The sequence below is a fragment of the Flagellimonas okinawensis genome, from assembly GCF_029194005.1.
GTDB classification, from domain to species: domain Bacteria; phylum Bacteroidota; class Bacteroidia; order Flavobacteriales; family Flavobacteriaceae; genus Flagellimonas; species Flagellimonas okinawensis.
This window is the reverse complement of record NZ_JARFVA010000001.1, coordinates 445619-458355: the sequence shown is the minus strand read 5'-3', so window position 1 is coordinate 458355 and position 12737 is coordinate 445619. Positions and strand designations below refer to the sequence as shown.

9 protein-coding genes are annotated in these 12737 nt (G+C 40.4%); 1 reads left to right on the top strand and 8 read right to left on the bottom strand.

The genetic code is table 11. The features are described from left to right. The first annotated feature begins 41 nt into the window (after positions 1 to 41). Positions 42 to 1364 carry a GntP family permease gene (locus PY091_RS02200; protein WP_275648119.1) on the top strand — a complete coding sequence of 441 codons (1323 nt, stop codon included), beginning with the start codon at positions 42 to 44 and terminating at the stop codon, positions 1362 to 1364. 6 nt (positions 1365 to 1370) lie between these two features. On the opposite strand, the gene PY091_RS02195 is transcribed toward PY091_RS02200, so the two are convergent. From PY091_RS02195 to PY091_RS02160, 8 genes are all read right to left on the bottom strand, one after another. Then, positions 1371 to 2264: a DUF4249 family protein gene (locus PY091_RS02195; RefSeq protein WP_275648118.1), complete on the bottom strand. Its 894-nt coding sequence runs from the start codon at positions 2262 to 2264 to the stop codon at positions 1371 to 1373. Positions 2265 to 2268: 4 nt separating this feature from the next. After that, on the bottom strand, positions 2269 to 4668 hold the full coding sequence (locus PY091_RS02190; RefSeq protein WP_275648117.1) for a TonB-dependent receptor: 2400 nt from the start codon (positions 4666 to 4668) through the stop codon (positions 2269 to 2271). A gap of 150 nt (positions 4669 to 4818) precedes the next feature. Then, a complete protein-coding gene (locus tag PY091_RS02185; protein WP_275648116.1) occupies positions 4819 to 7038 on the bottom strand; it encodes an NADP-dependent isocitrate dehydrogenase in 2220 nt (739 codons plus the stop codon). 620 nt (positions 7039 to 7658) lie between these two features. After that, positions 7659 to 8009: a 50S ribosomal protein L19 gene (gene rplS, locus PY091_RS02180; RefSeq protein WP_014031354.1), complete on the bottom strand. Its 351-nt coding sequence runs from the start codon at positions 8007 to 8009 to the stop codon at positions 7659 to 7661. 134 nt (positions 8010 to 8143) lie between these two features. Beyond that, positions 8144 to 8821 (bottom strand): tRNA (guanosine(37)-N1)-methyltransferase TrmD, encoded by a 678-nt coding sequence (gene trmD, locus PY091_RS02175; RefSeq protein WP_275648761.1) that lies wholly within the window; start codon positions 8819 to 8821, stop codon positions 8144 to 8146. A 95-nt stretch (positions 8822 to 8916) separates the two neighbouring features. Then, positions 8917 to 9525, bottom strand: coding sequence for a tRNA (guanine-N1)-methyltransferase (locus PY091_RS02170; RefSeq protein ID WP_275648115.1), 609 nt, complete (start codon positions 9523 to 9525; stop codon positions 8917 to 8919). Positions 9526 to 9633: 108 nt separating this feature from the next. After that, on the bottom strand, positions 9634 to 11082 hold the full coding sequence (locus PY091_RS02165) for a glyceraldehyde-3-phosphate dehydrogenase (protein WP_275648114.1): 1449 nt from the start codon (positions 11080 to 11082) through the stop codon (positions 9634 to 9636). 126 nt (positions 11083 to 11208) lie between these two features. After that, positions 11209 to 12606, bottom strand: a complete 1398-nt coding sequence (locus PY091_RS02160) for a trypsin-like peptidase domain-containing protein (RefSeq protein ID WP_275648113.1) — start codon at positions 12604 to 12606, stop codon at positions 11209 to 11211. Positions 12607 to 12737: the final 131 nt, after the last annotated feature.

The following is a 12737-nucleotide window of genomic DNA, read 5'->3' as shown; positions in this document are numbered from 1 at the left end:
TATTAGCTTATATTTAGGGGATATTGCACTAAAAATTAACCATGGAAATACTAGTTCTTGGGGCTGTTGTCCTTTTCATCATCATTGCCACAGTAAAATTTAAGATGCACCCTATTTTTTCGCTGACCATTGCAGCGGTTGCCTCGGGTTTTTTGCTGGGGATAGCACCCAAAAATATAATGTCTACCATGGCAGAGGGTTTTGGGAATACGCTTTCTGGAATAGGTCAGGTGATAGCATTTGGAACCGTTATCGGTATTTACTTGGAAAAAACAGGCAGTACTCAAGTTTTGGCCAATAGTATTTTAAAGGTTATTGGATTAAAACGCTCTCCATTGGCCATGAATTTGGCAGGTTTCGTAATCTCTATTCCTGTCTATTGTGATTCAGGATATATTATCCTTTCTTCATTGAACAAGGCCATAAGTAAAAAAACAGGTATACCGGCCTTGGTTTTTGCAATTGCGCTCGCCACTGGTTTGTACTCGGCCCATGTATTTGTGCCGCCTACACCGGGACCATTGGCAGCAGCTGCCATATTGGACGCAGATTTGGGAATGGTTTTGATTTTTGGTCTATTGGTAGCCATACCCGTTTCCATTTCGGGATATTTTTGGGCACGATTTATCGGCAAATCCCTGAAAGAAGAAGAACAGGATACAGAACCTGTTGCTGAATCCAGTGCTGTAAAGTCTAAGGTAAAACCTTTGCAAGCCTTTCTTCCTTTATTGGTCCCTATAATTTTAATAGCAATGAAATCTGTCACTGACTACCCAACGCACCCTTTGGGTGAAGGTGTGCTATTCAGCATTTTCGGGTTTTTGGGCAGTCCTGTTATAGCGTTGCTGATTGGAGTGTTTTTTGCTTTTGCTTTAGGGAGAAAGGTGCCAAACGAAGAAAAAAAAGGATGGGTGCCAGAAGCTTTTAGACAAGCAGGAGCCATTGTTCTTATTACTGGTGCCGGAGGGGCTTTTGGTGCTATTTTGAGAACCATGGATATTGCTTCCATCATTAATTTGGAATCTAGTACAGGGGTTGGGGGATTACTGATCGCTTTTGTGATTTCTGCTGTTTTAAAAACAGCTCAAGGGTCTTCCACAGTTGCCATCATCACTACTTCGGCCATAATAGCGCCCCTTTTGGAGACATTTGGGTTGATTTCTATTACGGACAAGGCGTTGGCCGTTTTGGCCATTGGAGCTGGGGCAATGACGGTTTCACATATCAACGATAGCTATTTTTGGGTTGTTTCGCAGTTTTCGAACATCAACGTTAAAACAGCTCTCAGGGGACATACTTTAGGCACCCTATTTCAAGGCCTGGTAGGAATTTCGGTAATTTTACTTCTTTATGCCTTGGTGTAATTGGACTTATTCGATGGTGAGTGTTTGCGAATATTCCTGGACCACCCCAAAATAACCTAGTGCATAATCGTTTGGGCGGTCAACGTTGTCCAGAACCGTAACATTGTCGAGCCCGGTAATATCAAAAATATTTCCTCTTGCAGTGGCTACTGGTGTTTGGAACGGACTACCACCATTCCCCGTTTGCTCAATCACCAAATCCATATAATTATAGAATTCTTCCGTAGCTCCAAGTATACTTATGGTTACTTCGTCGCCGGGATTGGTCTTATCATCATAAAAATAAGAGAACTCAAATTGCTGACCTTGAAAAAACTCATCTTCAACGGTTAGGAATTCACCGAACATAAAATCAAATACATAATAGTTGTCTTCATCTCCATTGTCCGTAAAGCTTACAATGACTTCGGTTTGATCTTCACCAAAAAATACTTCATCCCCTTGTCTAACACCATCCAATGGCACTGTAGGGGCATATTCTGTTTGGGCAAAGTAATATTTGCCTTGGTATGTTATTTCCAAAATAAATGTGGTCCCCGGCTCTGCCGATGTAGTTCGAATACGTTGGTCGGAGGAAAAGTTTGGGTCCGGCACATATATTCCCGATCCGGGTGATTCTTCCGCCAAAGAGGAGGAGGAAAGATTGTCAAAGTTGCCGCTATTGTTTAGTTGCCCATAGCTTATGACCACACTTTCAGCCTGCACGGGTTCATTTTCTTCAAAAAATATGCTGGTTTCCCTGAGGGCGATTCGCACATCAACAAACTCTTGGTCCTTATCTACTCGAATAAGGCCATCCACCACCAATTTTGTATCTACATCCGGTAGGTCCACATCCACTACATCTTCACAAGAAACCAGTACCGTAAATATAAAAATCAAAGACATGAGCTTTTTCATAGCATTAAAATTTAAAATTATAGGTTACTGATGGGATGATGCCAAAAATGGAAGTACGTACGGCTTCGTTTCTCCCGGTGTCCTCGTTCTCCCTGAAATTTATTGAAGCTGCATTTTTACGACTGTAAACGTTATAAATACTGAATACCCATTCTGATTGTATCTTTTTACGCTTGTTTCTTTTTGGGGTTAAAATTGCCGAGAAATCCAATCTATGGTAATCGGGTAACCTTTCTTTGTTTCGCAAGCCGTAATAGGGAACCGTGATATCTTCAAACTCAAATTGACCGATAGGATAGTTAGTAGGTTGCCCTGTTTGATAGATAAAGTTGGCATTGAAACTCCATTTTTCGTTTAACTCAAAACTTCCATAGAGCGAGAGGTCATGGGTTTTATCGTAAGGGGTGTTGTACCACTCTCCTTGATTTATTCCTGTTTCTTGATTGGACCTTCCTGTTTCCAGGCCTAAATCCCGTCCTGGGGTTCGTTGTTCGGACTTGGATAGGGTGTAGGCCAACCATCCTGTAAAGCGCCCATCATTTTTGCGCAATAAAAGTTCCAATCCATAAGCACGTGCCTCACCGTTGAGTACAATTTGTTCAATAGCATCATTGGCGATAAGGTTGGCTCCATCAATGTAATCTATCCTATTTTGAATGGTCTTGTAAAAAGATTCCACCTCCAAACTATATGCCCCCTCTTTAATATTTCTAAAATATCCCAACGCATACTGGTCTAACAATTGTGGTTCTACAAAGGGACCACTAGGTGTCCAAACATCCAACGGAGTAGGGGAGCTGGTATTGGAAATCAAGTGTAGGTATTGTGCCAATCTTGTATAACTGGCCTTTATTGAATTGTTCTCCTTAAAGGTGTAGGACATGGAAACTCTTGGTTCCAGATTGAGGAAGCTTTTCATAGAGCCACCTCGTCCTGGGCTGATCGTGTCGATTGGCTCTGCTTCACGATATGTAAGGGTAAAAGGGTCGAACTCCACTGGATTATCATTGGCATAAACAAAGAATTCATCTTGGCCCAATCTGTTGAACTGACTTGCTCTTATACCATATTCAATGCTAAGGTTCTCAGTAATCTCGTGTTCAATATCGATATAAGCTGCATTTTCGTTGGCGTATTTTTTAGTGAGCTGATCTTCCACAATTCCAGACTCTGGGCTGTTGGGCACAATTTTGCCCGGATTGAATACATAATAAATGCTGTTTATTCCATAATTCAGTTGGAGTTTGTTGCTCAGGTAATGTTTTAAGTCGTACTTAACGTTAAAGTTTTGAATTCCAGAATTCCATTCAAAGCCCACAAAATCAAGCTCTAAGCCATAATAATAATCAGAGTAGATTAGGGATAGATTGGAGAACAGCTTATCTGAGAACAGGTGGTTCCATCTAAGATTTCCAACCGCATTCCCATAGACATTTACAAACCGGTCGCTAACGTTGAACAAGTCCCTTCCAAAATATCCCGATAGGAAAACACTATTGTTTTCATTGATTTTATGGTTGATTTTAGTGTTAAGGTCATAGAAATATGCCTTGTTGTCCACATCGAACAACGGTAGGAATAGGTGTGCATACGAAGCTCTTCCGCCAGCTAAAAATGCAGTTTTATCCTTTTGGATAGGACCTTCTATAAGTAATCGGCTTGCCACTGCACCAATCCCTCCGTTGACTTTAAAATCTTTACTGTTACCTTCTTTTTGAAAAATGTCGAGAACGGATGAAACCCTTCCGCCATAACGTGCAGGGATTCCACCTTTAAAGAGTTTTACATCTTTGATGGCATCAGGATTGAAAACGGAAAAGAAACCGAACAGGTGGGAGGAGTTAAAGACAGTGGCTTCATCCAATAGAATTAAGTTTTGGTCCGCGGCCCCGCCTCTAACGTTGAATCCTGATGATGCCTCACCAGCACTGGTGACCCCGGGCAGGAGCAGTAAAGATTTTATAACATCGGATTCACCCAGCACCACGGGAATCTCCTTAATGGTATTCGAAGCTAGCGAGGTGACGCTCATCTGAGGTTTTCGAATATCCAATTTTTCCACATTATCGGTAACCACAACTTCCTGAAGTTCCTCGGTTTTTTCCACCAAGCTAAAATCAAGCTTTAAGTTTTGGTCTAAGGTTATGGTTTTAATCACATCCTGAAACCCAAGGTAGCTAACAACAATTTGGTATTCGCCTTCGGGCATGGTTATGGAATAAAAGCCATACTCGTTAGTGGTGGTTCCTGTTTTTAATTCGGCTACAGCAACCGTTACTCCTATTAAGGTCTCGTTACTGGAATCTTCCGAAATTGTGCCACTAAGGGTATATCTTTCTTGGGAGTGCAACACAAAAAAATGCCCAAACAGGGCTAGCAATACTGCGAGATAATGTCTGGGCATTCGATTGGTTTTTTTAAAAGTACGCAATTATGGATTATAGGGAAAATGAAATTGGTGACCAGTGGTTATTTTTAACATTTTGTTAGAAAAGTAAAAAGGCAACCATTATAACGGTTGCCTTTTATATTCTAAGAATTTACTTGTTTTTGATTATCCTATGGAACTCAAAATATTGTTCAAGGTCTCACTTGGTCTCATTGCTTTTGATGCCAATTCTGGATTTGGAAGATAGTATCCTCCTATGTCTACTGGAGAGCCTTGAGCATCTATCAACTCTTGGGCAATTTTCTCTTCGTTGGCAGACATGGCATCATATACTTTTCCAAATATGGCTTTTAGCTCCTCGTCCTTATCTTGTTTGGCCAATTGTTCGGCCCAATAAAGGGAAAGGTAAAAGTGGCTTCCTCGTGTATCTATTTCGTTTACTTTTCTGGAAGGTGATCTATCCTGGTTCAAGAACTCTTCGGTTGCTTTGTCCAAAGCATCGGCAAGTACTTGGGCCTTAGGATTGTTGTTCTTTTCACCAAAGAACTCCAAAGAAACGGCCAAAGCCAAGAATTCACCGAGGGAATCCCATCTTAAGTGACCTTCTTCCAAGAATTGCTCAACGTGTTTTGGAGCAGAACCTCCGGCACCTGTTTCAAACAAACCACCACCGTTCATCAGAGGAACAATGGAAAGCATTTTGGCACTTGTTCCCACTTCCAAAATAGGGAAGAGGTCAGTTAAGTAATCCCTCAATACGTTTCCGGATACAGAAATGGTATCTTTTCCTTCCTTCATGCGTTTCAAGGTGAACTTGGTAGCTTCGATAGGGGATAGAATTCTGATGTCCAATCCAGATGTATCGTGGTCTTTTAGGTAAAGATTTACTTTTTTGATTAGCTCAGCATCGTGGGCTCTTTCTTCATCCAACCAGAAAACGGCAGGAGTTCCTGTAGCTCTTGCTCGTGATACTGCCAATTTAACCCAGTCTTGAACAGGGGCATCTTTTACCTGGCACATTCTCCAGATATCTCCTTCTTCCACGGCATGTTCGATCAAGGTTTCACCCGCTGCGTTGACTACTTTTACGGTTCCTGCCTTCTCGATTTCGAAAGTTTTGTCGTGAGATCCGTATTCCTCCGCTTTTTGGGCCATTAGTCCAACATTGGGAACAGTACCCATCGTGGTAGGATCAAAAGCACCATTTTCTTTGCAGAAATCAATGGTTGCTTGGTACACTCCTGAATAGCTACTATCCGGGATGATGGCTTTAGTGTCCTGAAGCTCACCGTTTTTGTCCCACATTTTACCAGAATTACGAATCATGGCCGGCATGGATGCATCGATGATCACATCACTGGGAACATGAAGGTTGGTAATTCCCTTATCGGAGTTTACCATGGCAAGGTCGGGTCCATTCTCGATACTGCCCATAATGGCACCTTCGATTTCTTTGTGCTGATCTTCTGGCAACTTACCTATTTTGTCCAATAGTGTTTCGAGACCATCATTTGGGTTAATGCCCAATTTTTCGAAAGTATCTCCATAGTTTTTGAACAGTTCGGAGAAATATACTTCCAATGCATGTCCGAAAATGATAGGGTCGGAAACCTTCATCATAGTGGCCTTAAAGTGCAGTGAAAGCAAAATATTGTTTTTACGGGCGTCTGCGATTTCTTTGGTCAAGAATTCCACCAAAGCTTTTTTGCTCATTACCGTAGCGTCGATAACCTCTCCTTTTAGCAATGAAAGTTTATCTTTTAAAACTGTGGTATTGCCATTTGCATCGACCAATTCTATACGGATTTCATCCGCGTTGGGCATGGTCAGTGATTTTTCGTTCGATTTAAAATCACCATGAGACATGGTGGCCACATGGGTTTTGGAGTCAGAAGACCATTCTCCCATGGAGTGTGGATGTGCCTTGGCATAGTTTTTTACGGCTTTAGGGGCACGTCTGTCCGAATTTCCTTCACGGAGTACAGGGTTGACCGCACTTCCTTTTACTTTGTCGTATTTGGCCTTAATGGCTTTTTCTTCGTCGTTTTTGGGTTCATCCGGATAATCTGGAAGCTTGTAACCCTTTTCCTGAAGTTCCTCAATGGCTTCTTTAAGTTGTGGTATGGAAGCACTGATATTAGGAAGTTTGATTATGTTGGCTTCAGGTGTTTTGGCAAGTTCGCCCAAAATGGATAGGTCATCGGAAACTTGCTGTTCCTCGGTCAACAATTCAGGAAACATGGCGGCGATTCTCCCGGCCAAAGAGATGTCTTTGGTCTCAACGGCGATGTTTGCTGTTTCGGTAAATGATTTTACAATGGGTAAGAATGATAACGTTGCTAAGGCAGGAGCCTCATCTGTTTTGGTATAATAAAGTTTAGCCATTTAAATGTATTTGTTTGAGCGGTTGCAAATATACGATTTATGGACGGTGAAGTACGAAAGGAAGTGCCTAAAAGTAGGTGGATTTACCTATAAATTGTGAAAATAACAAAAGCCATATCTTTTTTTTACGAAAGATATGGCTTTCAGATAGGACTCAAGAATTGCTTGGTGGTACCAAACTGCAATCTATTTGATTACTTCTTTTGCCCTTTCGACGTTTTCTCTGCTATGCTCTTAATTTTTCAACTAATCCACATTTTGCAAAGTATACTGTGGTTTTCCTAAACTTTATCAAAATGGAAAATTGCTCTTCCATTCGCACATAAAATTTATTATTTCTCATCGGGTCCTGTCGAAACGTTTCCTGATTCGAAATTCCTTTTGTGATCAGTAGTGTTACCAATTATAAGGGAATTCACAGTTTTAAAGAACGTCAACTTTAAATCGATTTGATTGTGATGGTATCACTATCATATCTGTCACTAAAGTAGAACGTAACATTAAATTCCGCAACTTTTTAAGGTATTAAAAATCAACACGATATGAACCGTTGTTATTAACAATTGTTCATAAAAAAAGCACCCATAAAGGGTGCTCTTTTTTGTCGTATGGAATATGGATTATCCCTTAACTTCTTTAATACGAGCCTTTTTACCGGTAAGACCTCTAAAGTAGAAGATTCTAGATCTACGTACTTTACCTTTTTTGTTTACTTCAACTCTTTGCAAAGCCGGCATGTTTACTGGGAAAATTCTTTCCACACCAACAGTCCCGGACATTTTGCGAATAGTAAAAGTTTCTGTAGCTCCACTTCCTCTACGCTGTATAACTACACCTTTAAAGAACTGGGTACGTGTTTTTTCGCCTTCCTTAATTTCGTAATAAACAGTGATGGTATCACCAGCTGAAAATTTTGGAAATTCTTTTTTTGGAACAAATTCGTCTTCAACAAATTTTATTAAGGATTCCATTTTTGTTTTTTTTAGTGTTTTTTACAAGATCAACTTTCACGGATTTCGTCAGAGGTTGATTTTGAGATTGCAAAAGTAATGCAATATTTAGAAATAGCAAGTTGTTTTTTTGTGTTTTTGACTTTTAAGGAATGTTATTTTTCCAAAAGATCTGGTCTTCTTTCTTTGGTACGTTCAAATGCTTGGTTCTCCCGCCATTTTTCAATCTCAGGAAAGTTACCGCTCAACAATATTTTGGGGACTTCCATTCCTTTGTATTCAGCAGGTCTGGTATAAACCGGTGGGGCCAATAAATTATCTTGAAACGTATCGGTGAGTGCGGATGTCTCATCGTTAAGTACACCTGGCAATAATCGGATAACGGCATCGCAAAGAATCGCAGCTGCCAATTCGCCACCAGAGAGCACATAATCTCCAATCGAAATTTCTTTGGTAACGAACATGTCCCTTACCCGCTGGTCCACACCTTTATAATGGCCACAAAGGATAATTATGTTTTTTTTCATGGAAATTTCATTGGCCATACCCTGGTTGAGAGTATTTCCGTCCGGGGTCATGTAAACTACCTCGTCGTATTCCCTTTCCGATTTAAGTTGAGAGATGCATTTGTCTATGGGCTCGATCATCATGACCATGCCAGCACCACCACCAAACTGATAATCGTCTATTTGTTTATAATTGCCCGTGGCATAATCCCTCAGATTGTGAAGATGTACCTCTACCAACCCTTTTTCTATGGCACGTTTAAGTATAGATGCCTCAAAGGGGCTCTTTAAGAGTTCGGGAAGTACCGTGATGATGTCAATTCGCATGGACATTTTACTGTATTTATTTGCGGCAAAAGTAATGAAACCAATTACAACAACTGTTCAAAAAGAAAGGCCTCCATTTTGGAAGCCTTTCTTTTTTATTTCTTTTGTTTATTGAGTTCATCTTGTAGCTGTCGGCTAATTTTTTGCTCGCGCTCTAAAGCTCTACGCCTGTGGTTTTGATACTCCTCTTCTAGGTCGGCTAGGGCCGATTTGGCTTGTTGAGTCAAGAAATTACTGTTTCTGAACCTGTAAATAAAGAACAGTAACAATAAAAGGAGCCCAAAAATAATGGACCATAATATAAAGTTGTAGGTTCCTTTGCTGATCAGGGCACCAAAAAACGAAATACTGTCTTTTTCTTCGGTAACCGAGTTCAGTTTATTTGTTGTTTCCTGTAATTTACTGTTCAGATCCTCTATTTCGGCATTGTTTGCCTCAATTGTAGAGGTTAAATCCTTGATATTCTTATTAGCCGTATTGATCGTATCAAAAATGTTGGCTTTCAAATCGTTGATGCTTGAAAGCTTCATCACTTCATAGGCTACACCATTTCCCGACCTATAATTAGTCGATTTCCTTTCCAGTTCTTCAAATTGTCCTCTTAGGGTATTATCTGTTTCTTCTGGGGACTCCTCTTCTTGTGCCTGTATGGCTAAGGTTGGAATTAGTAAGGCTAAGATGAATAAAATGCGTAAATGCTTCATGTTCAATAATGTTCTCGTATTAAATTTAGATTAAGGGCGGGACGAAATTACATCAATATACCAAATTTCAAAAAAAGATAATTGGTTCTTTGAACAAATTGTCATCCACTAATAATACGTATAACGTCTAACCTTTGCGATATATTTCGCCAATCTAATTACTTGATGCGAGTATCCATATTCGTTATCGTACCAAATATAAAGTACAATGTTTTTGCCCCCGGGCGACACTATGGTCGCTTTACTATCATAAATGGATGGGGCAGTGGTCCCTACGATATCGGAGGAAACCAACTCATTGCTCAGCGCATATTTTATCTGCTCTACCAAATCACCTTCAAGGGCATACTTTTTTATAATGGTATCCAAACTCTCTTTGGATGTCTTGTTTTTTACTTCCAAGTTGAGGATGGCCAGCGAACCATTGGGTACAGGTACCCTTATGGCATTGGATGTAAGCTTGCCTTTAAGGGAGGGTAGGGCCTTCGCCACCGCAGAACCCGCCCCGGTTTCGGTTATAACCATATTTAATGCTGCGGCACGACCACGTCGATACTTTTTGTGCATATTATCCACTAAATTTTGATCGTTGGTATAGGCATGTATCGTTTCCAAGTGCCCTTTTTTAATTCCAAGAGAATCCTCTATTACTTTTAGAATAGGGGTAATGGCATTTGTGGTGCACGATGCAGCTGAATAAATATGGGTTTTGTCGGGGTTAAAATCCTTGTGGTTTACCCCATGCACAATATTGGGAACTTCTTTTCCTGGAGCTGTTAAAAGTACTTTGTTCGCACCTTTCGATTTCAAATGTCTGGATAGTGCGGTGTTGTCCCTAAACGCACCGGTATTGTCAATAATCAGGGCATCTTGGATACCGTATTTTGTGTAATCGATGTCCTCTGGTTGATTTGCACTTATAAACTTTACAGTGGTCCCATTGATAACCAACGCGTTTTTCGACTCATCCACATCGACCGTTCCCGTAAAAGGTCCGTGAACAGAATCGGTTTTTAATAAGGCGGCCCTTTTTTCAAGTACTTCACGGTTTAATTCTCCCCTTACCACGATTGCCCTTAATCGCAATTGGCTGCCACGTCCTGTTTTGGCCATAAGTTCCCGAGCCACTAAACGTCCGATACGCCCAAAACCATACAGGATAACATCTTTTGGTTTTATGGCCTTCGATTTTTGAGCACCTTTTAGTTTGTCAATTACAAAAGCCTTTACATTAAGGTGGGCATTTTGATTGGTGTTGTACTCGTAGGTTAACTTTCCAATATCCAGTTTGGCTGGAGGTAGGTTGATATCGTTGATTGCCCTTAGAATTTCCACAGAATCAAAAATGGACATCGGTTTTTGTACAAATTCACCTGCATACTCGTGCAGGTTGATGATGTCGCTAACATTTTTATCTATAATTTGATTTTTAAACAGTACCACTTCAATGGCCTTGTCGTACCAAAGGTCACTGATGATTTTAATAAATTCCGTGGTTGCTTTTCGCCTATCTGCCTGAAAGGCAAGCTCTTTTTCGTAAGAAGAATTGTCACTCATGGGTTATGGTTGCCGTTGTATCTTTTAATTTGCGGCTAAATTATATATTTCAAACGTTTTCGTAAAACATAATCGGAATAAAAAAAGCGCCTTTATTAAGGCGCTTTGAAGTGTTTTTTTGGCACTTTATTGAAGAATCATGTGTTCTTTCTCACCATTTTCATTAATCATGGTAAAACTGGTTCGGCCATACTTGGAAAGTTGACTAAATCGCTCTTTTGCATCGTCGATATTGTTGATTGGCTCACCATCCAATTCAATGATTACTTTATTTTCCAATCCATATCGGGCATAAGGAGCAGGTACATTGGTGATTTTTACTCCTTTTGACACCCCAAACTTTTTAATATCGGATTTGGATAGATTCTTCACTGTAAATCCTGTTCCGGGTAATTCAACACTAAGGCGCTTTTTCAAGGTTACGTTTCTTACCAAATTTTTTCCATCTCTATTTAAGGTAACTTCAACTTTATCGCCAGGTCTTTTGGAATTTAAATAGCCTGAAAGTTCAGAAAACTTGCTGATCTGGATATTGTCCACTTGCTTTATAATGTCACCTTCTTTTAAACCAGCCTCTTCGGCACCAGATTCTTCCTCAATACTGGAAACATACACTCCTTCTAAATCATCTATGCCCAATTCGGTGGCAGCTGTAGGGTTCAGGTCTCCGCCTTTGATTCCCAATAATCCTTTTTGAACATTCCCAAACTCCATGATATCCTCGACCACTTTTTTGGCAATATTACTGGGCACTGCGAAGGCATAACCAACATAAGACCCTGTTTGTGATGTAATGGCGGTATTTATTCCAATTAGGTCGCCGTTTGTATTCACCAAAGCACCACCACTGTTTCCGGGGTTTACGGCAGCATCCGTCTGAATAAAGGATTGTGCTCTCCTTGGTGAAAGTGATCTCGCCTTTGCACTTACAATACCCGCTGTAACGGTAGAAGTGAGATTAAAAGGATTGCCAACAGCCAAAACCCATTCGCCAATTTTAGCGTTGTCGGAATCTCCGAATGCCAAGTAAGGAAGAGCATCTTCAGCTTCAATTTTTAAAAGAGCAATATCAGACTCTGGATCGGTTCCAATAATTTCCGCTTCATAGGTTTTATTATTGTTCAAGGTTACTTGCAACTGACTGGAATTGGCGATAACATGATTATTGGTCACAATATATCCGTCTGGAGAAATAATTACCCCAGATCCTGTTCCAACTTGAGGGGTTTGTTGGCGTTCGTAGCCATAAAAGAATTCCGCTATACTGGAGGGGCCTCTACTAATGGTCATGTTTTTTACGTGCACCACGGAATTGACCGTTTTTTCGGCTGCTAGGGTAAAGTCAACTTCATTGATTCCGGCACCTCTTGCGGAAGTATCCAAATTACTTGTGGTAATGAAAGGAGTCTCTTGCTGCGAAGTGACCCATGTGTAGTTTTCTTTCTCAAAAAATAATTTGTAAGATCCTAGTGTAATTGCGCCTGCAAATACCGATACTAGGAGTAAACTCGCTATTTTCTTCATAATTCTATAATTATTTAACATTTAGCTGTATCAAAATTAAAATAATTCAATTTTGATCAGGTCGGTTTAACGCTGTTTTAACTACAAAAAAAACCTTAAAGAATCCCATATATTTGTTCCTTTGTAGATAG

Excerpts from the sequence above, each read along its gene's own strand:
- PY091_RS02200 (WP_275648119.1), top strand. The coding sequence starts at position 42 with ATGGAAATACTAGTTCTTGGGGCTGTTGTCCTTTTCATCATCATTGCC.
- PY091_RS02195 (WP_275648118.1), bottom strand. The coding sequence starts at position 2,264 with ATGAAAAAGCTCATGTCTTTGATTTTTATATTTACGGTACTGGTTTCT.
- PY091_RS02190 (WP_275648117.1), bottom strand. The coding sequence starts at position 4,668 with ATGCCCAGACATTATCTCGCAGTATTGCTAGCCCTGTTTGGGCATTTT.
- PY091_RS02185 (WP_275648116.1), bottom strand. The coding sequence starts at position 7,038 with ATGGCTAAACTTTATTATACCAAAACAGATGAGGCTCCTGCCTTAGCA.
- rplS (WP_014031354.1), bottom strand. The coding sequence starts at position 8,009 with ATGGAATCCTTAATAAAATTTGTTGAAGACGAATTTGTTCCAAAAAAA.
- trmD (WP_275648761.1), bottom strand. The coding sequence starts at position 8,821 with ATGCGAATTGACATCATCACGGTACTTCCCGAACTCTTAAAGAGCCCC.
- PY091_RS02170 (WP_275648115.1), bottom strand. The coding sequence starts at position 9,525 with ATGAAGCATTTACGCATTTTATTCATCTTAGCCTTACTAATTCCAACC.
- PY091_RS02165 (WP_275648114.1), bottom strand. The coding sequence starts at position 11,082 with ATGAGTGACAATTCTTCTTACGAAAAAGAGCTTGCCTTTCAGGCAGAT.
- PY091_RS02160 (WP_275648113.1), bottom strand. The coding sequence starts at position 12,606 with ATGAAGAAAATAGCGAGTTTACTCCTAGTATCGGTATTTGCAGGCGCA.